Below are 25,068 nucleotides of genomic sequence, written 5' to 3' on the forward strand. Positions count from 1 at the left end.
GTCTGTTTTCTCTGCGAACTCCGCGCCCTCTGTGGTGAATACGCCTTAACCGGAAATCGCCGGGGCGATAAAGCGCCACTCTTCAATGCTCTGACCCAACACCAGGAAATGAGGGTTGAGAATGTCTTCCTTGTTGTACTGCAGCGGTTCAAAAGCGGTGTTCACCACCACGCCGCCGGCGGCGGCTACCACCGCGTGGGCGGCAGCGGTATCCCATTCGCTGGTGGGCGCCAGACGCGGATAAATGTCTGCGCTGCCTTCGGCCACCAGACACAATTTCAGGGACGACCCCATGGAGGCCCGCTCCACCTCACCCACTTCCTCGCGGATAAAGGTTTCCAGCTTTTCCACCGCTTCGCCACCATGGCTGCGGCTGGCCACCATCACCACCGGCGTGGTACGGGCACGGCACTGGATTGGTTTGCGCTCACCGCCTTCCTCTTTATAGGCACCCACACCACGGCCACCCAGGTAGGTCACTGCCGTTACCGGCACATGCACCACGCCCAGCACCGGGGTATCCCCTTCCACCAGGGCAATGTTCACGGTGAACTCGCCGTTGCGCTTGATAAATTCCTTGGTGCCATCCAGCGGGTCGACCAGCCAGAAACGGGGCCAGTCCTTGCGGTCCGCGTAGGCAATGCCACCGGATTCTTCGGAAAACACCGGGATCTCCGGCGTCAGCGCCTGCAGCCGCGCTTCGATAATCTTGTGCGCGGCCATATCCGCTTCGGTAATCGGCGACTTGTCGTCCTTGGTTTCCACCCCCAGGTCATCACGCTCATAAACGGTGAGGATGGCCTGACCTGCCTCACGGGCAATCTCGGCGAGCGGTTCCAGCAGGGTATTAAAGTCGGTCATTTCAGATTTCCTATCGTTCAAAATTAGCTCCTGTAGGAGCCGGCTTGCTGGCGATCATGCGAGATACAAGTGTCGAAAACCGGTTTTGCCTTTCGCAACTCGTTACTAGTACCTCGTCACTCTTTCGCTTGCAGGCAAGCTCCTACAGCAGATGTGTAATGGCGCTCCGGGGTCAGCCCCGTTGTTCCAGCAGCCGCTTGGCCATCAGCAGCGCCGCGATCACCCGGGCTTCAGTCACGTCGTCCCGCTCGATCAAGCGATCCAGGTCGGACAATTTCCAGGTGAGCACTTCCAGTTCTTCCGGTTCATCCCCGGGCAGGGACTCCTCGTACAGGTCTTCAGCCAACACCACCTTGATGCGGTGCCCCATATAACCCGGCGACAAGGTCATGTCCTTCATCAAAGTCAGACGGCGTGCACCATAACCGGCTTCTTCCTTTAACTCCCGGTTCGCCGCATCGCGCCAGTCCTCGCCGTGTTCGTAGGCACCCTTGGGCAAGGTCAGCTCGTAGCTTTCCGTGCCAGCGCCATACTCGCGGATCATTACCACGGTGTCGTCATCCAGCAGCGGCACCATCATTACCGCCGCGATGGGCGGGGTGCGCAGGCGCTCATAGGTGCGCTCCACCCCGTTGCGAAAACGCAGGTGCAGCTCTTCAATTCCGAACAGGCGGCTTTTTGCAACCAGTCGGGTGTCGAGAATCTCCGGTTTCTCATCCATAATTAGCGTCAGATCTCGCGGCAACCATTTAAGGCCGAAGACTAACCCGAATACGCAGGAAATTCATGATTGACTGGCAATCCGTCGACACCGTGCTCCTGGACATGGACGGCACCCTGCTCGACCTGGCGTTCGATAACTGGTTCTGGCAGAAACATGTCCCCGAGTGCTACGCCCGCCAGCAGGGGCTGGACCGGGCCGAGGCCGACCGCATTATCCACGACTGGATAACCAGCCACCTGGGCACCCTGAACTGGTACTGCCTGGATTTCTGGACCGCGGAACTCGGCCTGGAAATCGCCCGCCTGAAGCGGGAAGCCGGCGACCGCATTGCCATACGGCCCGGCGCGGACACCTTCCTGCAAGCACTGAAGGAATCCGACAAGCAGGTCATCATGGTCACCAACGCTCATCGCGACGCCCTGGACTTAAAGGTGGAGCGTACCGGCATCGACCGCTATTTCGATGAAATCGTCTCCAGCCACGATTATGGCCACGCCAAGGAAGCCCAGTCCTTCTGGCAGCACCTGCAACGTCACCTGCCCTTCGACCCGGCCCGCGCTCTGCTGGTGGATGACTCCCTGCCAGTACTTCACAGCGCTCAGCTTTACGGCATCGGCCAGCCGGTCAGTATCCTGCACCCGGATTCCGGCCTGCCAAAGCGGGACCATACGGATCCTTTCCCGGCCATCGACGATTTTCTGCGGGTACTGCCATGAGAAAGATGCCATGAGCGAGACCGTTCGTATCGACTCCTGGCTGTGGGCGACGCGTTTCTTCAAGACCCGCAGCCTGGCCAAGGCCGCCATCGAAGGCGGCAAGGTGCAGATTGATGGTAGCAAGGCCAAACCCAGCAAGAATGTGCAGCCCGGGCAGACCATTACCATCACCAAGGGCACGGAACATTTCGAGGTAATAGTAGAAGGACTAAGCAGCAAGCGCGGCCCCGCCAGCGTGGCCCAGACCCTCTACCAGGAAACCGAACAAAGCCGTAGCCGCCGGGAACAGAGCAGCGAACAACGCAAGCTGGCCCGGGCCGCTGCCGCCGCACCGGACCACAAGCCCAGCAAGAAGGAGCGCCGGGATATCCAGCGCTTCAAGAGAGACAACCTGGAATAACCGCTATCGCGCCCCCATAAAGGCATCGCCAAGACAGCAACAGCCCTCAGGACACAACCATGCAAGATCACAAACAACGCTTTCTGTTCCCCGACTCCGATATCCGCGGCGAACTGGTGCAGGTGGAAAGCAGCGTCACCCGTATTATTGAAGGGCATAACTACCCGCTGGCAGTACAGGGGCTTATCGGCGAGGCGGTGGCCGCCGTGGCACTGCTGGCCAGCACCCTGAAATTCAAGGGCCGCCTGGCATTGCAGGCCCAGGGTAAGGGCCCGGTATCCCTGCTGCTGGCCGAGTGCACCAACGAGGGCGAGTTGCGCGCCATGGCCCGCCACAGCGACGGCCAGGACTGGAGCCATGGCGACATCCAGACCCTGATTGGCGACGGCAACATGGTCATCACCATCATCCCGGAGCAGGGCCGCCAGTATCAGGGCATCGTGCCCCTGGCCGGCGACTCCCTGGCCCAATGCCTGGAAGCCTACTTCCACCAGTCCGAACAACTCCCCACCCGCCTGTGGCTGGCAAGCGGCAACAACCGGGCCGCCGGCCTGCTACTGCAACGACTGCCCAACCAACTGACCAGCAGCGATGCCAACACGCAGATGTGGGAGCACCTGGAAGCCCTGGCCGGCACCCTGAAAATGGAGGAGTTACTCAACCTGGACGATCAGACCATCCTCCACCGGCTGTTCCACGACACCCCACCACAGCTTCCCGACGCCCAGGCCCTGCAGTTCGGCTGCACCTGCTCCCGGGACCGCAATCGCAATGCCCTGATCTCCCTGGGAAGCAACGAATTGCAGACCCTGCTCGACGAAGACGGCGAAGTCACCCTGACCTGCGACTTCTGCCGCAGCCGGGAACGTTTTGATGCGGTGGATCTGGCGGCGATGATTAATTCAATTAACAGTTAACAGTTAACAGTTAATAGTTAATAGTGAACAGCGGCGCGGAACAGGTTCTTTGGGTCCTGAAACGCAAGAGGCCGCGCCCATAGCCTGGGCGCGGCCTCTTGCGTTTCAGGCAACCCCGGGCCGGATCGCGCAACTATTCACTGTTAACTATTAACTGTTCACTGACTGTCGCGCCGTGACCGCCCGGTCCAAGGGGGAATCGCCACTGATTTCCTTTTCTGGCATAATCGCGCGCCTGTGCTGACTGGAGGTTTTGTCCCCCGGTCCCCTTTGGTCTTGCCCGGTGGCAGTAACGGGCACGAGACCGGCACTGTTATCCGCAATGCGAACCAGAGTTTCGGCGCCCATACACGCTGAAACGGCACGGCCACAAGCCCAGGAATGACCATGACCGACCCGATTGTTTATAACGACCTCAGCCCGGCCCAGCTGGTAGAGCTGGCTGTTCAGCGCAACGAAGGCCGCCTGTCCGACACCGGCGCCCTGGTAGTGGAAACCGGTCATCGCACCGGCCGCTCCCCCATGGACCGCTACATCGTCGAAGAGCCCAGCACCAGCGAGCACATCCACTGGGGCGCTATCAACCGTGCCTTCCCCGCCGACAAGTTCGATGCCCTGTGGGATCGTGTCAGCGTGGCCGTTGCCGACGCTGATGCCTTTGTGTCCCACTTGCACGTAGGTGCCGATGCGGACCATTACCTGGCCGTGAAAGTGACCGCGCAGACCGCGTGGCACAACCTGTTCGCCAACACCATGTTCATCCGCCCGGAAAAGTACAATCCGCGCAGCAAGGAAGAATGGCAAATCCTGCACGCCCCGCACTTCCAGTGCGAGCCGGAGCGTGACGGCACCAATTCCGATGGCTGCGTGATTCTCAACTTTGCCCAGCGCAAAGTGCTGATCGCCGGCATGCGTTACGCCGGTGAAATGAAGAAAGCCATGTTCTCCGTGCAGAACTTCCTGCTGCCGGAAAAAGACGTGCTGCCCATGCACTGCTCCGCCAACGTGGGCGAAGATGGCGACGTGGCCCTGTTCTTCGGCCTGTCCGGCACCGGTAAAACCACCCTGTCCGCCGACCCGAACCGTTACCTGATCGGTGACGACGAGCACGGCTGGGGCAAGGATGTGGTGTTCAACATCGAAGGCGGCTGCTACGCCAAGTGCATCGACCTGAGCCAGAAGAACGAGCCGGTAATCTGGGATGCCATCAAGTTCGGCGCGGTACTGGAAAACGTCATCATCAATGACGAAAGCCGCAGCGCCGACTACAACGACGTCTCCCTGACCCAGAACACCCGCGCCGCCTACCCGCTGGAAAACATCGACAAGAAAGTCGAAGCCAACCGTGCCGGCGAGCCCAAGCACATCATCTTCCTGACCTGCGATCTGACCGGCGTTCTTCCGCCAGTCTCCAAGTTGTCCAAGGAAGCGGCGGCCTACCACTTCCTGAGCGGCTACACCGCGCTGGTCGGCTCCACCGAAATGGGTTCCGGTGGTGGCATCAAGAGCACCTTCTCCACCTGCTTCGGCGCCCCCTTCTTCCCCCGTCGCGCTGGCGAATATGCCGAGCTGCTGATCAAGCGGATGGAAGACTTCGGCTCCACCGTGTTCCTGGTGAACACCGGCTGGACCGGTGGCCCCTTCGGCGAAGGCGAGCGTTTCAGCATCCCCACTACCCGTGGCGTGGTGAACGCGATCCTCTCCGGCGATCTGGACAACGCGGAAACCGAGCACCTGGATATCATCAACCTGGACGTACCGAAAGCCGTTCCCGGTGTGGACAGCCAGCTGCTGCAGCCCAAGAACACCTGGGCCAACCCGGAAAACTACGAAGCCCGTGCCCGCGATCTGGCAGAGCAGTTCGAAAAGAACTTTGCCGAGAAATATGCGGACGTATCCGAAGATATCCGCGCCGCCGGCCCCAAGGCCTGATCCGCAAGGATCACTGAAAAAGCCCGCCACCGGCGGGCTTTTTCATTGCCGCCCGGCGGGCAGACCCGCCCACCCGGGAAGGCAAAAGGAAACACCTGGTCTGGACTTGTTTACCGCACACGCTAGACTGCACCTCCGGAGTGGCGGCAACCGTCATCGCTCCCTGCCCCACAAGGGCTCTGCCTCATTAACCCGGACCTGTTCACCGCCAAGGTGGATATGATTGACTGGCACCCCATGCGGGTTAGCCCAACAGGAGCCCCAATGAGCAAACCCAGAATTGTTGTCGTCGGCGGTGGTGCCGGCGGTCTGCCACTGGTCACCCGCCTGGGTCGCAAGCTTGGCAAATACGGCCACGCGGACGTAACCCTGGTGGATTCCTCCAGCATCCATGTGTGGAAACCGCGCTTTCACGAAGTGGCCACCGGTGCCATCGACGCCGATCTGGATGCGGTGGACTATCGCGCCCACGCCCAGCTAAACCATTACCGCTTCGAACCGGGCACCATGACCCAGGTGAACGTGGCGGCGCAGACCCTGACTCTTGCTCCGCTCCATGACAACCACGGCTCGGAAGTGCTGCCGGAGCGGCAACTTCACTACGATTACCTGGTGCTGGCCACCGGCAGCCAGAGCAACGACTTCGGCACCCCCGGCGTCCGCGAAAACTGCCTGTTCATGGACAGCCGCGCCCAGGCGGAACGCTTTCGCGAGCGCTTTCTGAATGCCTGTCTGCACGCCAACTACGAAGGCAAGCCGGTGTCCGTGGCCATTGTCGGCGGCGGCGCCACCGGCGTGGAGCTGGCGGCGGAACTCCATCATGCCGTGTCCATGCTCAATTTCTACGGCCACGACAAGCTGGACCGCAACCACCTGCAGGTGGACGTGATTGAAGCCGCACCGCGTATTCTGCCGGTACTGAGCGAGCGGGTTTCCGCCACCGCCACCAAGCGGCTGGAAGATTTGGGTGTGAAAGTGCGCACCGGTGTCATGGTCGCCGAAGCCACCCCCGAGGCTCTGGTACCCAAGGAAGGCGATCCCATCAAGGCCGATCTGCTGGTGTGGGCCGCCGGAGTGAAGTGCCCGGACTGGCTGGGCCAGATCGACGGCCTGACCACCAATCGCATCAATCAGGTGGAAGTGGAACCGACCCTGCAGGCCAAGGGCCACAAGAACATCTTCATCATCGGCGATGCGGCCTTCCTGATCCCGGAAGGCGAAGAGCGGCCCATCCCGCCACGGGCCCAGTCTGCCCAGCAGATGGCCCAGCACACCGCCCGCAGCCTGCAGCAGCTGATCATGAAACGTGAACCACGGCCGTTCCAGTACAAGGACCACGGCTCGCTGGTCTCACTGTCCAACTACAGCTCGGTGGGCATGCTGATGGGCAACCTGAAAGGCGGCAACTTCTTCGTGGAAGGCTGGCTGGCGCGGATGATGTACATCAGCCTGTACCGCATGCATCAGGCCGCCCTGTACGGTTGGCCCCGCACGATCATGCTGCTGATCGCCGGCCGCTTCAACAAGCTGGTGCGGCCGAGATTGAAGCTGCATTAAGACAACACTACGTAGCCCCTGTAGGAGCGCCTCTCGAGGCGCTCCTACAGCTACCATGTAGAGACAACCGGTAGTTAGCGACCACCGCAACCGATACACTCCCTGCTACCCCATGGACGACGGTGGCAACGATGAAAGATACCTTTCTCTATTGGTTCGGCATTCTCAAAAACACAATACGCCTGTGGCTGGAAGGTAATGCCGCCAGTTATGCCGGGTCGTTGGCGTTCTTTACGCTTTTCTCCATTGCCCCTGTCATCATCCTCGCCGTAAAGGTGATCTCGCTGGTGATGAGCAGCGAAGCCGCCATGGCGGAAATTCTCGGCCAGCTGGAAGCCACGGTGGGGCCCGCCGCCACCGAAGAAATCCGCAATGCCATCATGAATACCCGCGCCCCCAGTCAAGGGATTCTCGCCGGCATACTCAGCCTGACGGTGATGATCATCGGTGCGACCACTGTATTCGCCCAAATGCAGCGCTCCATGAATGCCATCTGGGAAGTGGTACCACGCCCCTCACGCAATACGGTGATCGCACTCATCAAAAGTCGCCTGTTGTCGCTGACCGTGGTGGTATCGCTGGGCTTTGTGCTATTGGTCTCCCTGCTGCTGAATGTGGCCGTACAGACCCTGCTGGTCTACGCGGAAAACTGGATCCCCTTCCATGCCAGTGTGGCCCTGGCACTGGAAGTGCTGGTCTCCATCATTGTCATCGCCCTGCTGTTCGGCATGATCTTCCGCCTGCTTCCCGACGTGGTACTGAGCTGGAAGGACGTGGCCCCCGCCGCCCTGATCACCGCCATCCTGTTTGCCATTGGCCGCGCCCTGATCGGCTTTTACCTGTCGCATACGGCCACCGCTTCCACCTATGGTGCTGCCGGCTCGCTGGTGATTCTGCTGATGTGGGTGTACTACTCTTCCATGATCCTGCTGCTCGGGGCCGCTTTCAGCCGCGCCCACAGTGAAGCCAGGGGGCGCGTTATCCGTGCCCGCTCCACCGCCGTGCGAGTCCGTCGGGAATTTCACGAAACGCCGGCCTAGCAACGTTCATGTCCCCTTCACGACCGGATTGACACGGTAAGGTGTCATTCTACGAAGGGGATCCCATGACATTAAAAGCACCGTTTTCCGTAATCAGTCTCTCTCTGCTGGCCCTGTTCCTGTCCGCCTGTAGCGACAGTGACAACACCATCAGCCAGGAAGTCACCGCCACGGCGTACACCCTGTCCGAAGCGGAAACCAAGAAAGGCAATGTGGGCCTCGCCGCCTGGGGCGATCAACTGGAGCCCGGCATGAAAGCCATCGCCGTGTCCCGCGATCTCATTCCCAAAGGACTCACCCATCGCACGGAAGTGGAAGTAGAAGGCATGGGCACCTATGTGGTGCTCGACAAGATGAACAAGCGCTGGACCGACAAAATCGACATCTTGATGGCGGACCGGGCCGAGGCTCGAGAGTGGGGCAAACAAACCGTCACCATTCACTGGGGAGCGCCGCAGGAAACACCCTGAACGATCCGGCAATTTTGCAATTCTCCCGATGAAACCCTGGCGGGGCCGTCGTAAACTGCCTGACATTGATGCCCCCGCCACGGTTTCGGAGTCCCCATGGCCACCCGCTTTTTATTGATTGCCCTGTTCCTGTGTTTCAGCCACCCCGCCCTGGCTCTGGATCAGGAAAGTTTTGCCATGTGTATCAGCAAACTGCGCCAGGCGGGACTGGAAGCCGGCTTGCCTGCCCAGGTGATCAGCCAGCATCTGGATGATGTGAAACTGAATGAAAAAGTGGTGGAACTGGACCGTAGCCAGCCGGAGTTCACCAGTAGTTTCGCCGATTACTTCAACCGTCGGGTCAGCGAGCAACGGATTGAAAAGGGTCGCGAAAAATACCGCAGCCATCGTCAATTGCTCGACACCCTGACCCGGGAATACGGTATCCCCGGCCATTACCTGGTGGCCTTCTGGGGACTGGAAACCAACTATGGTGGTTACCTGGGCAACATCCCTACCCTCGACGCCCTGGCCACGCTGACCTGCGAAGGCCGGCGCGGTGATTATTTTCAGGGTGAACTGTTCAATGCCCTGCGCATTCTGCAGGCCGGTGATGTGAAGGCGTCACAGATGAAAGGCTCCTGGGCCGGGGCCATGGGGCAGACCCAGTTCATGCCAGCCGTGTTTCTCAAACACGCCCAGGATCACAACGGCGACGGTCGCCGCGACCTGTGGGGCAGCAGCGAAGACGCCCTGGCGTCCGGCGCGCATTTCCTGCAGGCACTAGGCTGGGAACGGGAAGCACGTTGGGGCCGGGAAATCAGCCTGCCCAAGAATTTCGACTACCAGCTTACTGGTTTTGGCAACAAACGCGCTCTCGCCGACTGGGCCGAACTGGGGCTGACATTGCCCAATGGCCAACCCCTGCCCTCCGCGGACATGGAGGCAGCCGTGATCGTGCCGTCCGGCCATCAGGGCCCGGCCTTTCTGGCCTATCACAATTTCCGGGTGATCATGGGCTGGAACCGCTCCGAGTCCTACGCCATTACCGTGGGCCGCTTGGCAGACCGCATTGCCGGCGCCGGCCCCCTGTCCAAAACGCCGCCACAGGCACCACGCCTCAACCGCGAACAGGTCACCCGTCTGCAGCAGATCCTCAATGAAAAGGGCTTTGACGCTGGCGAGGAAGATGGCCTGATGGGCCCGGGCACCCGCAAGGCCATCGCCCGCTATCAGCAGGCCAACGATCTGGTAGCCGATGGTTTCCCGGGGGAGGAAGTGCTTACTCGTATCGGCATTTTGCAGCCGGCCGACCAAGCACCGGGCTGACAGCCATTAACCCTTCACGCCGGGCATGGCATGCTCAACCCTGTCTGAACATGGGAGTCCGTCATGCGATCACTGATCACCGTCACACTCACCGCCCTGAGCCTGTGTGCCTGTGCCGACAACGCCGCCACCCTGACCCCGCAAAGCAATGACAGCGTTGCGGCCAAAACTCTCACCGATGGCCTGCACCATCCCTGGTCCCTGGCGTTTCTGCCCGATGACGAATGGTTGATCACAGAGCGCCGCGGCACCCTGCGCCGGCTGGTGGATGGCAGCCTGCAGGAGGACCCGGTCAGCGGCGTGCCGGAGGTGGTGGCCAGGGGCCAGGGCGGGCTGTTCGATGTAATGCCGCACCCGGATTTTGCCGACAACCGGCGCCTTTACCTGAGCTATGCCAAACCCTGTGGTGACGATGGTGGCACCACGGCGGTGGGCTACGGCACTTACCGGGATGGCGCCCTGAGCGACTTCCGCGATATCTACGTGGCGGAAAAAGCCTGCACCAACACCGCCAAACACTTCGGCGGGCGCATCCTGTTTGATAACGACGGCTATCTGTTTGTCACCGTGGGCGACCGCGGTGAGCGCGAGCGCGCCCAGAACACCGCAGACCCGGCCGGTAGCGTGCTGCGTCTGCACGACGATGGCCGCATTCCCAAGGACAATCCGCTGGACGGTCAGTCTGGCAAGGCAGCGGCCATCTGGAGCTGGGGCCACCGCAACCCGCAAGGGCTGGCCTTGCATCCCGACACAGGCAAACCCTGGCTCAATGAGCACGGCCCCCGCGGCGGGGACGAAATCAATGCGGTTACAGCGGGTACCAACTACGGCTGGCCAGAGATCACCTATGGCCGGGAATATTATGGTCCCGGTATTGGCGACACCAAGCAGGAAGGCCTGGCCCAGCCGCTGCTCCACTGGACCCCGTCCATCGCCCCCTCCGGCATGGCCTTCGTGACCAGCGATCGCTACCCGGACTGGCAGGGCGACACCGTCCACGGTGCCCTGAAGCTGACCCATCTGAACAAGGTGGCCTTTGATGGCCGCAAACCGCTGTCTGAAGTTCGCCTGCTGGAAGACAGGGGCGATCGCATCCGTGATGTTCGCCAGGGCCCGGATGGCTATCTGTACCTGCTCACCGACAGCAGCAATGGCGCCCTGCTGCGCGTCAAACCCTCTCTCTGATCCACCGCCCCGGCGCCTGCCGGGGCCTTACAGTCCGACACAAAACCCGCCGGCTCATTCACTTTCTTGTACCAGTGTACCAACAGACCCGTCCCGATCCCGCTTCTATCCTCATAGGCTAAAACATGTATAACAATTCGGGGATAGCACCATGCCTTCATCCTTTCTGCGGCCCGGGCCATGGCTCCTGGCCTTCCTGCTTTGCATAGCACTGCCCTTGAGCGGCTGTGGTGGTGGCGGAGGCAGTGCGGCCACCGTACCCAACAACAGCGACTCCCCGGAAGCCAACGCCGGTAACGATACCAATGGCAACACCGGGGACGACGGTGGGTCTGCGGAAGGCACAACTCCGCTGAACCTGAGCTGGGGTGAACCCTATCAACGCGACGAGCAATACCCGAACACCGTCGACCTGCCCCAACAGCTGATTACCATGCGCGACGGCATTCGCCTGTCCGCCACCGTGACCCTGCCGGCGGATGAAAACGGCAATGCCATCGACGGTCAGTTTCCGGTGATTGCCACCTTCACCGGCTACAACCAGGCGCTCGGCGCCATCGGCGCTGCCGACCCGGCCCTGGTAAAGCGCGGCTACGCCTACATCATCGTCGACCTGCGCGGCACCGGTGCCGCGGAAGGCAGCTGGCAGGCGTTCAGCCAGATTGATCAGGATGACATGGGTGAACTGCTCGATTACATCAAGACGCAGCCGTGGAGCAACGGCAGCATCGGGATGAACGGCGCTTCCTATATGGGCATTACCGGCCTGCTCGCCGGTGCCCGGGAAGACCCGGCAGTGAAAGCCATTTTTGCCATTGTCCCCATGGGGGATGCCTACCGGGATATCGTTTTTACCGGTGGCCAGATCAATGCCGGCTTCATCCCCCTGTGGGTCACTCTGGTTACCGGGCTGGGCATCATTCCTACCCCAGTCGGGCTGGATAACAATGAACCGGGGTATTACCTCAACACCACACTGCAACACCTGCAGGGCGCCCTGACAGAATTCCAGGTGCCGGTAGTGGCTGGCGCCCTGATCGGCGATGAAAACAAATACGACACCGAATTCTGGCGTATCCGCTCACCGCTGGAGCAGATCGACAAGATCACCGCGCCGACCTTTGTGGTGGGCGGTCTCAACGATATTTTTCAGCGCGGCGAGCCCTTGATCTACGAGGGCCTGAAAGATCACACCACCGCCAAGCTGCTGATTGGCCCCTGGGAACATCTGGACGGATCTTCCGGCGCCGGACTGCCCGCCGACGGGGTGCCGTCGCTGTCGACTATTCGTCTCGCCTGGTTTGATCAGTACCTGAAAGGCATGGACACCGGCGCCGGCGATTACCCGCCTGTCACCCAGTACTACACCGGCGAGGAACGCTACGTCACTGCCGCCGACTGGCCACACCCGGAAGCAAAAGCAGACACCTTTTTCCTCCACGGCCAGCCCGGCGCCCCGCTGTTCGGCAGCATTTCACCGAGCGCCCCCGTCACCAACACGCAGACCAGCCTGCTGCAGACCCCGGTTAACGGGCTGTGCTCCGCCAGTGCCAGCCAGTGGACCGCCGGCGTGCTGGGCATGATCCTGCCGCCCTGCAGCGCACAGGACAACGTGGTGAATTTGCTGGAAGCGGTATACACCAGCGAGCCGCTGGAAGAAGACATGGTTATCAACGGGCCGATCACCGGGCAGATCTGGGCCTCCACCACCGCCCTGGATACCAACGTCACCGTCAGAATCAGCGTGGTAGGCGAAAACGGCATTGCCAGACCACTCACCCATGGCATTCAGATGGCCTCCATGAGCGCCTTCGATGCCAGCAAATCCCGCTTCATGAATGGCAAATTGATTCAGCCCTGGCACCCCTTTACGGAAGCCTCCCAGCGAACCATCACGCCACTGCAACCGTTCCGGGCCGATGTGGAAGTGTTCCCCACCAGCGCCCGGATCAAGGCCGGGGAAAAGCTGCGCATCAGCGTCGGCAGCAGTGATCTGCCACACGGCCTGAGCCCGATCCCGGATCTGCTCACCAGCCTGCTCGGCGCCATGACCGTCTACAGCACCCCGGCCATGCCGTCGCGGGTGAATATTCCGCTGGTACCCGCCAGCGCACTCTGAGTGCATCGCCTTCCTGCCGTCGCCACAACGACGGCAGGAAGTGCCACGCATCATAGATGCTGGAGAATATTCAGCAGCCGACCAAAGGGGTCGCGCACGTAGAATCGTCGCACTCCCCAGGGCTCACTCACCGGACCATATTCCACGGCCACACCGGCCTGGTGGATTCGTTCCAGCGCCGCATCCAGGTCATCTACCTCAATGGACAGGTCCGGTACCGCCGTCCCTGAGCCACCTTCCGACCCGACACTCACCTGCACTCTCATGGTTTCCGCTGACCCATAAGTACGAAACCAGCCGTGGTCCATGATCCGTTCCAGCCCCAGGATGTCACCATAAAAGGCCTCGGCCTTTTCCGGATCCGGGGTGGCCAGGTTGGCCATGATGCGCTTCACTTTCATGCCCCCTCCTTGTTTGCTTGCTGGGCACCACCGAACAGGCCCGGCACCCTCATCTGGCACTCTATTGCATTTCCTTCCATGCTAGAATGAACTCTATTCAATTCCGGCAATCCCATTCCCCCCCGTCACCGCTAGCGCACCCCATGCGCAGGAGCCCCTATGTCCACCGACTCCGCTCGTCTGCTTCGTCTTTCCCTGGCCCTCGCTCTGGGTGGTTTCGGTATCGGCAGCGGCGAGTTCGTCATCATGGGACTGATGCAACGGGTGGCCACCGACCTGCAGGTGCCGGTGCCGGATGTGGGCTATGCCATCAGCAGCTATGCTCTGGGGGTGGTAGTGGGCGCGCCGCTGATTTCCGCCCTGGCCGCCCGGGTGCCACGGCGAGGCCTGCTGATTATCCTGATGCTGGTGTTTGCGGTGGGCAACATGGCCAGCGCTCTGGCCACGGACTTCTGGACCTTCGTGGGTCTGCGCTTTCTGGCCGGGCTGCCCCATGGTGCCTACTTCGGCGTGGCCGCCCTGGTGGCAGCCTCCGCGGTGCCCTATCACATGCGTGCCCGGGCGGTGGCCCGGGTGATGAGCGGGCTGACCATTGCCATCGTGGTGGGCGCGCCGCTGGCCACCTGGGCCGGCAACCTGTTTGGCTGGGAGGTGGCCTTTATCGGCGTCGGCGTGATCGCCCTGTGCACCGCCCTGCTGATACGCCTGTGGGTGCCAGCACAAGCCCCGGACCCGAACGCCAGCCCCCGCCGCGAACTGTCTGCCCTGGTCAAACAGCGGGTGCTGTTCACCCTGGGCGTGGCCAGTATCGGTTTCGGCGGCATGTTTGCCGTATTCAGTTATGTCATGCCCACTCTCACCGAGCAGGCCGGCATGGCGGAACGCTGGGGGCCGCTGGTGCTGATGGTGTTCGGCATCGGCACCATCATCGGCAACTTTGCCGGTGCCCGTGCTGCCGACGGCAATCTGCTGCGGGCTATTCCGTTGATTCTGATCTGGTGCGCCCTGATTCAGGCAGGCTTCTTTTTTGCGGCGAACTGGACCGTGGCAGGCATCCTTTTCGTGGGGCTGGTGGGCACCAGCATGGCACTGGGGCCGGCCCTGCAGACCCGTCTGATGGATGTGGCTGAAGACGCCCAGACCATGGCCGCCTCCATGAACCATGCGGCCTTCAACCTGGCCAATGCCTTAGGTGCCTGGCTGGCTGGCATCACCGTCAAACAGGGCCTGGCCTGGTCCAGCACCGGCCTGGTGGGCGCGGCACTGGCTATTGGCGGGTTGCTGATCTTTCTGTCCGGGCGGGCGCTGGAAAAGCGCAGCCCGAAGGCTGCGCCTGCCTCACCCGGCGGGGATTAGAAGCGCTGCAGGAAACCGATGTTGATGGTGGTCAGATCGAAGTCATCATCATCGTCAAGCTGCACCCATTCGGCGGTAAGAGCCGTCTCCTCACTGAGATTGACTTCCACCCCGGCACCGTAGGAGGGATCACTGGCAGTACGCTCTTCGGTGTCACGCGCCGTCCCGAAGAAAGTGCTGACTTCCGTGGTGACTTCTGCAGTGGCAGTGGAATGACCCAACAAAATATAAGGCGCCACCGGCAGACTCCGGTCCAGACCCACCTTCAGATAGGCACCCACCAGCCATTCAGGATCCAGCGATATCGTGGCTGCGCCATCACTGATATCGTCATCATCGAAGCCATAGCCGAGTCGACCTTCCAGTGCCACAAAGGGATTGAACTGCATACCGAAACGAGTCTGCAGAGCAGATGGTTCAAGATCATCTCCCCCTGTTTCCTGATTCAACATGTTGTACTGCACGCCGAAATAACCATCCTGTTGATACACATCCGACGCAAAACCAGGGGCGGCAATAACCAGCAAAGGCAACAGCAATGTTTTTTTCATGGTCTCTCCTTGGTTAATTTTTTTCGCACATCAAGGGTATCGTTCTGACAGCGGATTGTCATAGGGCACCTGTCGTTATTGCGAAACGAAAAAAAGGCCGCACAACGGTGCGGCCCAACGACCTGTTTCTGCTACTGCAGCGACAGGCTATCGGCATTCATAACACGGGTTTTCCCGGTCAGGAATCAGCGATCAGGTAGAAGAAAACACGGTCAGCGCATGAACATCATGCTGGTGCGGGGGATAAATCATGGTGGGCTCTCCCAAGTCCATTTGGCAAGATTTTCGGGGCAGCATTGTTGTTTCCCGAAAGCGTATCTTTTTCATTATTTCTGCCGTTTTTTGTTTTAGCAGTACTACCGGTGATGTGTTCAATAGAATGCGCTGCTGAGCAAAAACAGACTTTGCGCCAGCGCACATTCCCGACCCGAAAATGTGGTTTTTTGTTATCAGAAGGTTCCTTAAGGTGTCTCTGACTAAACCCTCAACGTACGCCGGCGGAGAGTGATTCCGGCTGTACAAACTTTCCGGTAACCGGGAATTGGACTTCTACCAGCAGGCCGCCATGCTCATGGTTCGCCAGGCGAATCTCGCCGTGGTGCATATCCGCGATGCGCTTGACGATAGCAAGCCCCAGGCCACTACCACTGAGGGTGCGGGCTTTCTCACCGCGCGAAAATGGCTGCAACAACAGGGGAATATCCTCTTCGCGAACGCCCTTGCCATGATCCCGCACTGTCAGCCGCACCACGTTGTCGGTGACCGCGGTGCGCACCTCCACCGGCGGCGCACCGTACTTGAGCGCATTACCGATCAGGTTGGCGAGCATGCGTTTCACGGTGAGCCGCTTGAGCATCAGGCGCGGCAGATCCTGCAGCTCAAAACGGATTTTTTCCGCAGGGTATTTTCCGGCCACTTCCTGTATCAGGTCGTTGAGGTTTTCCAGATCCGGCTGTTCATCGGCGCCGTCGCGAATAAAGGAAATGAACTGATCAAGAATGGCATCCATGTCCTCGATGTCTTCGATAATGCCGTGGGCCAGTTCTTCGTCCTGCATGAATTCCGCCGACAGACGCAACCGCGTCAGCGGCGTACGCAAGTCATGGGATACCCCCGCCAGTAACAGGGCGCGATCCCGCTGGGCCTGTTGCAGGTCGCTGGTCATGCGGTTGAAGGCCGCGTTCACCGCCTGAATCTCCTCGGGGCCGATACTGGTATCCAGCACCGGCACCGCTTCACCTCGACCCACTTTCAAGGCCACCCGGGCCAAACGGCGCAATGGCAGGTTAAGCCCCCTGGCAATCAGCAAACCACCGATAATGGCCAGCAACGGCACCGTCACCCCCCAGCCGAGCAGCAGGTAGCGGTCATAGTCGCGGAAGAATTCCATCGGCACCCGCAACCACTGCTTCTGAAAAGAAGGCGCACTGACCCACAGCACCGGCTGGCGACTGTCCTCCAGCCTTACCGTGACCGGTTCGCGCAGGCGTTCCTGCACCTCTTCCCGGAACCGGCTGACCACCGGCTGGGATAACAGCACGGTCCCCTGATGCAGGTTGTCCGGGGTGGCCACTTCAATACCGGTGGCGCCGGCCAGTCGCTGGGCCAGGCGGGCGTCTTCCTCACCGGAGGAGGAAAACGCCAGCTCCGCCTGCAGCACCGTCAGGCGAGCGTATTCACGAATACCGGGCAGGTAGGCGTTGCGGGCGAAGAACCACAGGGTCAACGCCTGGCTGATACCGATGACTAGCCCCACCACAATGGCGGAACGGACAAAGGCAGTGCGGGGATAGAGTTTCATGGATAAATCGCCAGAGGCCTGACGCTGGACGCCAGACGAAGAAAAGACTCCCTGACTTTAAGCGTCGGGCGTCCAGCGTCAAGCGTGCGGCGTTCTTCAGTCAGGCACAAACACATAGCCCACGCCCCACACGGTCTGGATATAGCGAGGCTTGGAGGGGTCGTCTTCCAGCAGGCGGCGCAGGCGCGACACCTGTACATCAATGGAACGTTCCATGGCAGACCATTCGCGGCCGCGGGCCAGGCTCATCAGCTTGTCGCGCGTCAACGGCTCGCGCGGATTCTGTATCAGCGCCTTGAGCACGGCGAATTCGCCGGTGGTCAGATTCTGCGGGTCACCGTCGCGGAGCAGAGTACGGTTGCCCAGATCCAGCTCCCACGGGCCGAAGCTCACCTCGCCTTCTTCCTTGCTCGGCGCCCCCGGCAGTTCACGCACATGGCGACGCAGCACCGCCCGGATGCGTGCATCAAGCTCGCGGGGGTTGAACGGCTTGGGCAGGTAATCATCGGCTCCGGCATCCAGCCCTTCAATACGCTCCGCGTCATCGCCCTTGGCGGTGAGCATGATGATCGGCATCCGGTTTTCTGCCTCACGAAGCCGGCGACAGATGGACAAGCCATCCTCACCGGGCAGCATCAGGTCCAGCACCATCAGCGAATAGAGCTCCCGGGACAGGGCCCGGTCCATCTGTTCCGCATCACCCACTGCCTTCACGGCATAGCCTGCCTCTTCGAGAAAACGCTGCAGCAGACTGCGCAGACGGGCGTCATCATCGACGACAAGAATTTTGTCCTGTTGTTCTGTCACGGTGCCTCCACTAATCGCAGACTCTGATTTACGCGTTGTGGACCGAACGTGCAAGATAATGGCCTGAGCAGATTGTATAAAAACATTGCAGTCTGCGAATCTATGCATGGCAACAGTCATAGGCACAACAACAAGAAATCGCTACAGTACGCGACAAATGAGAATGGCTATCAATAAAGGACCCCTCCCTTGCGAGACCGCCTGAAACAGCTTCCGCCCGTGGCCCTGGTCATCCTGGGGACGATCCTGGCCATTGTGCTGCTGGCCGTATTCAAACCGTCGGCGCCCACCCGCGATGTCAGTGAGCGCCACGACCGGGTGCGTTTTGTACTGGCCGACCCCGGCGCCCATTCGCCCCAGATTCAGCTATTCGGACGAGTGCAGTCACCCCGTGCCGCCAATCTGACCGCCGTGGTCACCGCCAACGTGGCAACGATTCCGGTGCGGGCCGGCAGCAAGGTCAGCGCCGGCCAGTTGCTGATCCAGCTGGACGACACCGAGGCGGCCCTGGCCAGGGACCGGGCCAGGGCCACCCGCGATGAAGCCGCCGCCCAGTTGCAGACCACCCGGCTGCGCTACCAGAGCGACAAGAAGAATCTGGCGCTGGAAAAGAAGCTGGCGCAGCTTAGCGAGGATAATCTGCAGCGGCTGCAATCCCTGCGTGGCAAGCAACTGGTCTCCCAGACCCAACTGGATCAGGCGGAAGAGGCCAAGGCGCGAGCCGAACTGTCATTGAGCCAGCGCCAGCTCAGCGTCAGCGATTTCGAGAACGAGCTGGCGCGCATGGAGGCCCGCCTGGCCAGTGCCGAAGCCCAACTTCAGCAGGCCCAACTGGATCTGACCCGCACCCGCGTGGAAGCCCCCTTCGATGGCACGGTGACGCAAATTCCGGTGGCACCCGGGGAGCGGGTGCGCCCCGGCGAACCCTTGATCAGTCTGTTTGCCGACGCCGAGCTGGAAGTGCGCGCGCAAATTCCCGAACGTTACCTGGCCGCCGTGCGCGACGGCCTGGATCAGGGTGAACTGGCCGCCAGCACCGAGCTGGAAGGCCACACCCTGGCGCTGAATCTGAAACGGCTGGCCGGGGAAGCCAGCGATGCCCGTGGCGGCATTGATGGGCTGTTCGAATTTGTCGACGGCGTTCCCGCCGCGGCCCTGGGCCGCCCGCTGACCATTACCCTGACATTGCCGGCCCGGGAGAACCTGATCGCCGTACCCGCCACTGCCCTGCACGGCCTCAACCGGCTCTACATCATTGATGACGCCAACCGCCTGCAGCGGGTGGCGGCGGACATCGTCGGCGAAGCCATGGCGCAGGCGCAGTCACAACTGCTGCTTCAGGTCCCGGACCTGCAAGGCGGCGAACGCATCATGACCACCCAGCTGCCCCAGGCCATCGTCGGCCTGCCAGTGGACCCGCAACCGGTACCGGGCAGCAACGCCGATACCGACGACGCCAATATCGCTCCGGCAGAGGAGTCCACGGGTGAGTGAGTCGCGGGGTCTGATCGCCAGCTTCACCCAGCACAAGGTTGCCTCCAATCTGCTCATGCTGCTGATGGTGATGCTCGGGCTGCTCGGCCTCAACCGGCTCAACACCCAGCTGTTCCCGAATTTCGATTTTGACTACATCACCGTCACCATCCCCTGGCGCGGCGCCAGCCCCGAGGATGTGCAGCGCTCCATTACCATCCCCGTGGAGCAGGCCATCAAGACCCTGCCCAACACCAAGAAACTGATCGCCCGCTCCCAGCAGGGCGCCTCCGCCATCTTTATCGAGCTGGAAGACGGCACCGACCTGGGGCTGGCCCTGGACGAAGTCCGTCAGCGTATCGACTCCATCCGCAACCTGCCCCAGGACGCGGAGCGCCCGGTAATCCAGAAGATCACCAACTATTCCCTGGTCACCTCCATCATGGTGTCCACGCAAAACGGTTCCCTGGAGGAGCTGCGCCCGCTGGTGCGTAACATGGAGGACGAGATCCTTGCCCTGGGGGCCGGCAAGGTGGAATTCCTCGGCCTGCCGGAAGAGGAAATGGCCATCCAGGTGCCCGCCGCCGCCCTCCATGATCTGCGCATGAGTCTTGGCGAGATCGGCAATCGGGTACGCAGTTTCAGCCAGGACATTCCCGCCGGCACCGTGGGCCGGGATGACGCCGCCAAGCAATTACGCGCTCTGGGCCAGCGCCGTGACGAACGGGCCTTCGCCGATCTCCCCCTGATCACCACCGCCGACGGCCAGCAGCTGAGCCTGGGCGATGTGGCCACCATCGAACGACGCCCCCGGGATGACCAGCCCACCCTCACCTACCAGGGCAACCCGGCCATCGAACTGCAGGTGATGCGCGGCGAAGACGGCGACATGCTGGAGCTGGCCGACAAGGTGCGCAGCTGGGGGGCCGACTACCGCACCACCCTCCCGGAAGGCGTACAGATGACCTTCTATTTCGAGGCCTGGAAGCTGGTTCAGGAGCGCATTTCCACCCTGCTGTGGAATGGCATCACCGGTCTGTTGCTGGTCATCGCCACACTCTACTTCTTCCTCAATGCCCGGGTAGCCTGGTGGGTCACCGTGGGCATCCCGGTGTCGTTCATGGCCACCCTGGGGCTGGTCTGGCTGTTTGGCGGCACCATCAACATGATCAGCCTGTTCGGCCTGATTCTGGCCCTGGGGATCATCGTCGACGATGCCATTGTGGTGGGCGAGGACACCCTCACCCATTTGCAGCAGGGGGAGTCCGCCCAGCGCGCGGCTCTGGGCGGCGCTCGACGGATGTTCTGGCCGGTAGTGGCCTCCAGCACCACCACCATTGCCGCCTTCCTGCCACTGGGGATGATGAGCGGCGCCATGGGCAAGATCGCCTTCGATATCCCCTTCGTGATGATCTGCGTGATCCTGGCCTCCCTGCTGGAATGCTTCCTGGTGCTGCCCGGCCATCTGCATCACAGCTTCCGGGGCATTCAGGTGAAGGCCTCCGGGGTGCGCGAGCGTATCGACGCTGGCTTCAACCGGCTCCGTGAGGAGCGTTTCCGGCCATTGGTGGCCTGGGCCATCCGCCATCGGCATCTGGTCAGCGTTTCCGCCGTGTCCGCGTTCATTCTGGCACTGAGCCTGATCGCCACCGGCTGGCTCAAGTTCACCTTCTTCCCGCCGGTGGATGGCGACCAGCTGCGGGCTGTGGTGGAATTTTCCTCCGGCACCGACCGGCGCCAGGTGGACCGCTTCCTGGCGCAGCTGGAAAGCGCCCTGAATGACACCAATGAGGAACTGGGCGGCCATCTGGTCAAGACCGTGATCAGCCATCACGGCGCCGCCGCCGGCTTCCCCAATCCCGGCGGGCGCATGGAAAAATACGGCGACGAATACGGCACCCTGGTGGTGGAAGTCTATGTGGGCGCCGACCGGGAAATCAGCAACGACGAACTGATGGAAGCCTGGCGGGAGAAACTGACCCTGCCCGCCGGCCTCGACCAGCTCACCATTTCTCAGCCAGAAGCCGGCCCGCCCGGCAAGCCCATCGAGGTGAAGCTCACCGGCAGCGATGCGCCGACCCTGAAACAGGCCTCCCTGGCGCTGCAGGAACGGCTCAACGATTTCTCCGGAGTCAGCAACGTGGACGACGACCTGCCCTACGGCAAGGAACAGCTGACCTTTGAACTGACCGCCCGGGGCCGCGCCCTGGGGCTCACCCTCAATGAGGTGGCCAGCCAGTTACGTGCTGCCTTCGACGGCAACCTGGCCCAGCTCTACAACGAGGAAGACGAGGAAATCGAAGTGCGGGTGATGCTGCCGGACAACGAGCGTCGGCAATTCAGCGCCCTGGAGCGCATGCCCGTGATCACCCCCCAGGGCGAAGCCATCGCCCTGCGTGACGTGGTCAACTTCGACGCCCGCAAGGGGGTGGATTTGCTGCGCCGGGTGAATGGCGAACTGGCCGTCACCGTTTACGCCGATCTGGACCCGGAGCAGGGCAACGCCAACGAAATCATCGCCAGCCTCAACGACAGCACCCTGCCCGACCTGAAAGCCAAATACGGCATCGGCGTCGGCTATGAGGGCAAGCTGCAGGAGCAGGCTGACAACCTCAAGGACATGGCCACCGGCGCCCTGCTCGGCCTGGCGCTGATCTACGTGGTGCTGGCCTGGGTATTCAGCTCGTACTCCTGGCCCCTGGCCATCATGACCGCCATCTTCTTCGGCCTCACCGGCGCAGTGATCGGGCATATCCTTACCGCGCCGTTCGGCATCAAGTTCTCCATGTTCTCGGCCATGGGGCTGTTCGGCCTGTCCGGTATTATCGTCAACGATTCCATCGTACTGGTGAGTTTCTACCAGCAACTGGTGGCCGAAGGCATGGAACGGTTCCAGGCCATTGTGGAGGCCTGTGTGCGGCGACTGCGGGCGGTGCTGCTGACCTCCATCACCACCATCGCCGGCCTCACCCCGATCCTGTTCGAAAGCTCCCTGCAGGCCCAGTTTCTCAAACCCATGGCGGTGAGCATTGTCTTCGGGTTGCTGTTCGGCACCGTACTGATCCTGCTGGTGGTGCCGGCCATGCTGATGCTGATCGAGGAGCAGCGTGACCGTTTCCGGGGCCTGGGCCCGCACCTGGCGCCGGCCAACTGGGGCGAACTGGCCCGCCGCACCTGGCGTTTCGACCCGGTCCATTACCGCCAGCAAGCGGGTCCCCAGGGGCTGGATGGCCACCTGTGGTGGGTGATCATTCTCGGCCCCTGGCTGTTACTGACAATACTGGGCAAACTACCGCTGCTGCTGCAGGCACTGGAAGCCGATGCCGGGCCGCTATTGATAGCGCCTTCCATACTGCTGTGGCTGGTGATGATGGGGCTGGGTGTTGCCTTCCTATGGCATCTGTTCCGCCGCCGTCAGCGGGCCACCAGGATGGCGGTACACTGGTTGCTGGTGACAGGTTTCGGCAGTCTGCTGATAGCGGCATTGGCGCCGCTGTCAGGCCTGCAGGGAGAGTTGCTGGCTGGCGCGTTCTGGTCCCAGGCAGGCTGGAGCCTCTTCACTGCCGTGATCGTACTGCCATTGCTGTTCTGGAGTCGGCGCAGCGCCCATACCCTGACACGCTGACCGAAAACGGCATCACAGTGCCATAATTCGACAGCTTACCTTTTGAGCAGTGACTGGTATTATTCGCGTCTGACGTAAAACAGACAAAAACAAAGTACCGCCGACGCACAGCAAGATCGGCGCGAGGAGAGCAACATGGCCAAAATTCTTGTGGTGGACGACTCGCCGACTCAACTGACCAATCTGGTCAAGATCGTTCAGGGCGAAGGTCATGAGGTCATCACCGCCACCAATGGTATGGAAGGTATCGAAAAAGCCCGCGAGGAAAAGCCTGACCTGATCCTCATGGATGTGGTCATGCCGGAACTGAATGGCTTCCAGGCCACCCGTAAAATCACCCGTGACCCGGCTACCGAACAGATTCCGGTGATCCTGGTCACTACCAAGGATCAGGAGACCGACAAGGTCTGGGGGCAACGCCAGGGGGCTGCCGGCTATATCATCAAGCCGCCCAAGGAAGCCGAGCTGATCGCCAAGATCAACGAAGTGCTGGGCTAGTGCCCGGCTAGGGCTCGCAATTCGCAACATAGCCGCTTCGACAAGTCAATCTGTTAACGACCGGGATCATTGCCTATGATTTCGGTCGTTTTGTTTTACGCCTGCACGCAATACGTCTGCAGGCCGCACGCAGCCAGGAAATGTCATGCGCAGTATTGAACAGATTATCGCCGAGGAAATCGGCTGTCAGGAACGCCAGGTCCACGCTGCCGTAGGCCTGCTCGACGACGGTGCCACCGTCCCCTTTATCGCCCGTTACCGCAAAGAGGTAACCGACGGTCTGGACGACACCCAACTGCGTAACCTGGAAGAACGGCTGCGCTACCTGCGTGAAATGGAAGAACGCCGCGAGGCGATCCTGAAGAGCATTGCCGAGCAGGAAAAACTGACCCCGGAGCTGGAGAAGGCGATCAAGGCCGCCGACACCAAAACCCGGCTGGAAGATCTCTACCTGCCCTACAAACCCAAGCGCCGCACCCGCGCCCAAATCGCCCGGGAAGCCGGCCTGGAACCGCTGGCCGACGGCCTGCTGGACGATCCGACCCAGAATCCGGAAGAACTCGCCGCCGGCTACCTGAACGAAGAACACAAGATTGCCAGCGCCAAGGATGCCCTGGACGGCGCCAAACAGATTCTCATGGAGCGTTTCGCCGAAAACGCCGATCTGCTCACCCGCCTGCGTACCTTCCTGTGGGACAAGGCGCAGATCCAGGCCAAGGTGGTCGACGGCAAGGAGAAGGAAGGCGCCAAGTTCAGCGACTACTTCGACCACAGCGAAACCGTCAAGGGCATCCCCAGCCACCGGGCCCTGGCCCTGTTCCGCGGCCGCAACGAAGGCATTCTGCATGTTTCCATGGTGCTGCCGGAAGAACTGGAAAATGCCCAGCCGCACCCCTGCGAAGCCATGGTCACCGCGGAAACCGGCTGGCAGCACCAGGGCCGCGCCGCCGATGACTGGCTCAAGGAAGTGATGCGCTGGACCTGGAAGATCAAGCTCAACACCCACCTGGAAACCGAACTGCTGGGCCGGGTCCGCGAGCTGGGCGAGGAAGAAGCCATTCAGGTGTTCGCCCGTAACCTGAAGAGCCTGCTGATGGCCTCCCCGGCCGGCCCCAAGTGCACCATGGGTCTCGATCCGGGTCTGCGTACCGGGGTCAAAGTGGTGGTAGTGGATGCCACCGGCAAGCTGCTGGAGCACAGCACCATCTTCCCGCACCAGCCCAGGAATCAGTGGGACCAGTCCCTGTCTGCCCTGGCCGCCCTGTGCCTCAAGCACAAGGTGGAATTGATCGCCATCGGCAACGGCACCGCCAGCCGCGAGACCGAC

Annotated in this window: 21 protein-coding genes; 15 read left to right on the plus strand and 6 right to left on the minus strand. The window is 61.3% G+C overall.

Features of this window, described 5'->3' with window-relative positions; translation table 11 throughout:
• Window positions 1–45 precede the first annotated feature (45 nt).
• Together cysQ and nudE are read right to left on the minus strand one after the other, a co-directional pair.
• Window positions 46–861, minus strand: coding sequence for a 3'(2'),5'-bisphosphate nucleotidase CysQ (gene cysQ, locus ACFE0K_RS00580; protein WP_434534203.1), 816 nt, complete (start codon window positions 859–861; stop codon window positions 46–48).
• Between the two features lie 172 nt (window positions 862–1,033).
• Window positions 1,034–1,582 carry an ADP compounds hydrolase NudE gene (gene nudE, locus ACFE0K_RS00585; protein ID WP_290525812.1) on the minus strand — a complete coding sequence of 183 codons (549 nt, stop codon included), beginning with the start codon at window positions 1,580–1,582 and terminating at the stop codon, window positions 1,034–1,036.
• 65 nt (window positions 1,583–1,647) lie between these two features.
• On the opposite strand from nudE, the gene yrfG reads away from it, so the two are divergent.
• The 10 genes from yrfG to ACFE0K_RS00635 all read left to right on the plus strand — a co-directional run bounded on the left by yrfG (window position 1,648) and on the right by ACFE0K_RS00635 (window position 13,229).
• Window positions 1,648–2,301 (plus strand): GMP/IMP nucleotidase, encoded by a 654-nt coding sequence (yrfG, locus tag ACFE0K_RS00590; protein WP_434534204.1) that lies wholly within the window; start codon window positions 1,648–1,650, stop codon window positions 2,299–2,301.
• Window positions 2,302–2,311: 10 nt separating this feature from the next.
• Window positions 2,312–2,701, plus strand: a complete 390-nt coding sequence (locus tag ACFE0K_RS00595; protein WP_434534205.1) for an RNA-binding S4 domain-containing protein — start codon at window positions 2,312–2,314, stop codon at window positions 2,699–2,701.
• A 59-nt stretch (window positions 2,702–2,760) separates the two neighbouring features.
• Window positions 2,761–3,618 (plus strand): Hsp33 family molecular chaperone HslO, encoded by an 858-nt coding sequence (gene hslO, locus ACFE0K_RS00600; protein WP_434534206.1) that lies wholly within the window; start codon window positions 2,761–2,763, stop codon window positions 3,616–3,618.
• Window positions 3,619–4,005: 387 nt separating this feature from the next.
• The gene (locus ACFE0K_RS00605) at window positions 4,006–5,550 is read left to right on the plus strand and encodes a phosphoenolpyruvate carboxykinase (protein ID WP_434534207.1); all 1,545 of its coding nucleotides are present in this window, start codon (window positions 4,006–4,008) and stop codon (window positions 5,548–5,550) included.
• Window positions 5,551–5,814: 264 nt separating this feature from the next.
• The gene (locus ACFE0K_RS00610; protein ID WP_434534208.1) at window positions 5,815–7,107 is read left to right on the plus strand and encodes an NAD(P)/FAD-dependent oxidoreductase; all 1,293 of its coding nucleotides are present in this window, start codon (window positions 5,815–5,817) and stop codon (window positions 7,105–7,107) included.
• A 131-nt stretch (window positions 7,108–7,238) separates the two neighbouring features.
• Window positions 7,239–8,147 (plus strand): YihY/virulence factor BrkB family protein, encoded by a 909-nt coding sequence (locus ACFE0K_RS00615; RefSeq protein WP_434534209.1) that lies wholly within the window; start codon window positions 7,239–7,241, stop codon window positions 8,145–8,147.
• 65 nt (window positions 8,148–8,212) lie between these two features.
• Window positions 8,213–8,617, plus strand: a complete 405-nt coding sequence (locus tag ACFE0K_RS00620; protein WP_434534210.1) for a 3D domain-containing protein — start codon at window positions 8,213–8,215, stop codon at window positions 8,615–8,617.
• Between the two features lie 96 nt (window positions 8,618–8,713).
• The gene (locus ACFE0K_RS00625) at window positions 8,714–9,925 is read left to right on the plus strand and encodes a lytic murein transglycosylase (RefSeq protein ID WP_434534211.1); all 1,212 of its coding nucleotides are present in this window, start codon (window positions 8,714–8,716) and stop codon (window positions 9,923–9,925) included.
• Window positions 9,926–9,988: 63 nt separating this feature from the next.
• On the plus strand, window positions 9,989–11,110 hold the full coding sequence (locus ACFE0K_RS00630; protein WP_434534212.1) for a PQQ-dependent sugar dehydrogenase: 1,122 nt from the start codon (window positions 9,989–9,991) through the stop codon (window positions 11,108–11,110).
• 151 nt (window positions 11,111–11,261) lie between these two features.
• Complete coding sequence (locus ACFE0K_RS00635; RefSeq protein ID WP_434534213.1) at window positions 11,262–13,229, plus strand: CocE/NonD family hydrolase; 1,968 nt, start codon at window positions 11,262–11,264, stop codon at window positions 13,227–13,229.
• Between the two features lie 50 nt (window positions 13,230–13,279).
• Here ACFE0K_RS00635 and ACFE0K_RS00640 read toward each other — a convergent pair whose 3' ends face one another.
• Window positions 13,280–13,630: a VOC family protein gene (locus ACFE0K_RS00640; RefSeq protein WP_434534214.1), complete on the minus strand. Its 351-nt coding sequence runs from the start codon at window positions 13,628–13,630 to the stop codon at window positions 13,280–13,282.
• Between the two features lie 159 nt (window positions 13,631–13,789).
• Between ACFE0K_RS00640 and ACFE0K_RS00645 the strand changes: the two genes are divergently transcribed.
• Window positions 13,790–14,986: an MFS transporter gene (locus tag ACFE0K_RS00645; protein WP_434534215.1), complete on the plus strand. Its 1,197-nt coding sequence runs from the start codon at window positions 13,790–13,792 to the stop codon at window positions 14,984–14,986.
• Here the strand turns inward: ACFE0K_RS00645 and ACFE0K_RS00650 are convergent.
• The 3 genes from ACFE0K_RS00650 to ompR all read right to left on the minus strand — a co-directional run bounded on the left by ACFE0K_RS00650 (window position 14,983) and on the right by ompR (window position 18,145).
• A complete protein-coding gene (locus tag ACFE0K_RS00650) occupies window positions 14,983–15,537 on the minus strand; it encodes an outer membrane beta-barrel protein (RefSeq protein ID WP_434534216.1) in 555 nt (184 codons plus the stop codon). The genes ACFE0K_RS00645 and ACFE0K_RS00650 overlap by 4 nt on opposite strands.
• 484 nt (window positions 15,538–16,021) lie before the next feature.
• Complete coding sequence (locus ACFE0K_RS00655; protein ID WP_434534217.1) at window positions 16,022–17,338, minus strand: ATP-binding protein; 1,317 nt, start codon at window positions 17,336–17,338, stop codon at window positions 16,022–16,024.
• A gap of 96 nt (window positions 17,339–17,434) precedes the next feature.
• Window positions 17,435–18,145 (minus strand): osmolarity response regulator transcription factor OmpR, encoded by a 711-nt coding sequence (gene ompR / locus ACFE0K_RS00660; RefSeq protein ID WP_272962591.1) that lies wholly within the window; start codon window positions 18,143–18,145, stop codon window positions 17,435–17,437.
• A gap of 189 nt (window positions 18,146–18,334) precedes the next feature.
• Between ompR and ACFE0K_RS00665 the strand changes: the two genes are divergently transcribed.
• The 4 genes from ACFE0K_RS00665 to ACFE0K_RS00680 form a co-directional block, all read left to right on the plus strand.
• Window positions 18,335–19,639, plus strand: coding sequence for an efflux RND transporter periplasmic adaptor subunit (locus tag ACFE0K_RS00665; protein WP_434534218.1), 1,305 nt, complete (start codon window positions 18,335–18,337; stop codon window positions 19,637–19,639).
• Window positions 19,632–23,243: an efflux RND transporter permease subunit gene (locus tag ACFE0K_RS00670; protein WP_434534219.1), complete on the plus strand. Its 3,612-nt coding sequence runs from the start codon at window positions 19,632–19,634 to the stop codon at window positions 23,241–23,243. Before ACFE0K_RS00665 ends, ACFE0K_RS00670 begins: the two co-directional genes overlap by 8 nt.
• Window positions 23,244–23,378: 135 nt before the next feature.
• Complete coding sequence (locus tag ACFE0K_RS00675) at window positions 23,379–23,741, plus strand: response regulator (protein ID WP_035246181.1); 363 nt, start codon at window positions 23,379–23,381, stop codon at window positions 23,739–23,741.
• A 145-nt stretch (window positions 23,742–23,886) separates the two neighbouring features.
• Window positions 23,887–25,068, plus strand: a 1,182-nt coding sequence (locus ACFE0K_RS00680) for a Tex-like N-terminal domain-containing protein (protein ID WP_434534220.1), incomplete at its 3' end; no start/stop codon positions are given.

The organism is Alcanivorax sp. (assembly GCF_051117345.1).
In the GTDB taxonomy this organism is placed as follows: domain Bacteria; phylum Pseudomonadota; class Gammaproteobacteria; order Pseudomonadales; family Alcanivoracaceae; genus Alcanivorax.

What these genes read in the sequence shown, in the direction of transcription:
- ACFE0K_RS00645 (WP_434534215.1), top strand. Translation starts at nt 13,790, where the DNA reads ATGTCCACCGACTCCGCTCGTCTGCTTCGTCTTTCCCTGGCCCTCGCT.
- ACFE0K_RS00595 (WP_434534205.1), top strand. Translation starts at nt 2,312, where the DNA reads ATGAGCGAGACCGTTCGTATCGACTCCTGGCTGTGGGCGACGCGTTTC.
- cysQ (WP_434534203.1), bottom strand. Translation starts at nt 861, where the DNA reads ATGACCGACTTTAATACCCTGCTGGAACCGCTCGCCGAGATTGCCCGT.
- ACFE0K_RS00640 (WP_434534214.1), bottom strand. Translation starts at nt 13,630, where the DNA reads ATGAAAGTGAAGCGCATCATGGCCAACCTGGCCACCCCGGATCCGGAA.
- ACFE0K_RS00655 (WP_434534217.1), bottom strand. Translation starts at nt 17,338, where the DNA reads ATGAAACTCTATCCCCGCACTGCCTTTGTCCGTTCCGCCATTGTGGTG.
- ACFE0K_RS00605 (WP_434534207.1), top strand. Translation starts at nt 4,006, where the DNA reads ATGACCGACCCGATTGTTTATAACGACCTCAGCCCGGCCCAGCTGGTA.
- ACFE0K_RS00625 (WP_434534211.1), top strand. Translation starts at nt 8,714, where the DNA reads ATGGCCACCCGCTTTTTATTGATTGCCCTGTTCCTGTGTTTCAGCCAC.
- ACFE0K_RS00675 (WP_035246181.1), top strand. Translation starts at nt 23,379, where the DNA reads ATGGCCAAAATTCTTGTGGTGGACGACTCGCCGACTCAACTGACCAAT.
- hslO (WP_434534206.1), top strand. Translation starts at nt 2,761, where the DNA reads ATGCAAGATCACAAACAACGCTTTCTGTTCCCCGACTCCGATATCCGC.
- ACFE0K_RS00615 (WP_434534209.1), top strand. Translation starts at nt 7,239, where the DNA reads ATGAAAGATACCTTTCTCTATTGGTTCGGCATTCTCAAAAACACAATA.
- ACFE0K_RS00650 (WP_434534216.1), bottom strand. Translation starts at nt 15,537, where the DNA reads ATGAAAAAAACATTGCTGTTGCCTTTGCTGGTTATTGCCGCCCCTGGT.
- ACFE0K_RS00630 (WP_434534212.1), top strand. Translation starts at nt 9,989, where the DNA reads ATGCGATCACTGATCACCGTCACACTCACCGCCCTGAGCCTGTGTGCC.
- ACFE0K_RS00620 (WP_434534210.1), top strand. Translation starts at nt 8,213, where the DNA reads ATGACATTAAAAGCACCGTTTTCCGTAATCAGTCTCTCTCTGCTGGCC.
- ACFE0K_RS00610 (WP_434534208.1), top strand. Translation starts at nt 5,815, where the DNA reads ATGAGCAAACCCAGAATTGTTGTCGTCGGCGGTGGTGCCGGCGGTCTG.
- yrfG (WP_434534204.1), top strand. Translation starts at nt 1,648, where the DNA reads ATGATTGACTGGCAATCCGTCGACACCGTGCTCCTGGACATGGACGGC.
- nudE (WP_290525812.1), bottom strand. Translation starts at nt 1,582, where the DNA reads ATGGATGAGAAACCGGAGATTCTCGACACCCGACTGGTTGCAAAAAGC.
- ACFE0K_RS00635 (WP_434534213.1), top strand. Translation starts at nt 11,262, where the DNA reads ATGCCTTCATCCTTTCTGCGGCCCGGGCCATGGCTCCTGGCCTTCCTG.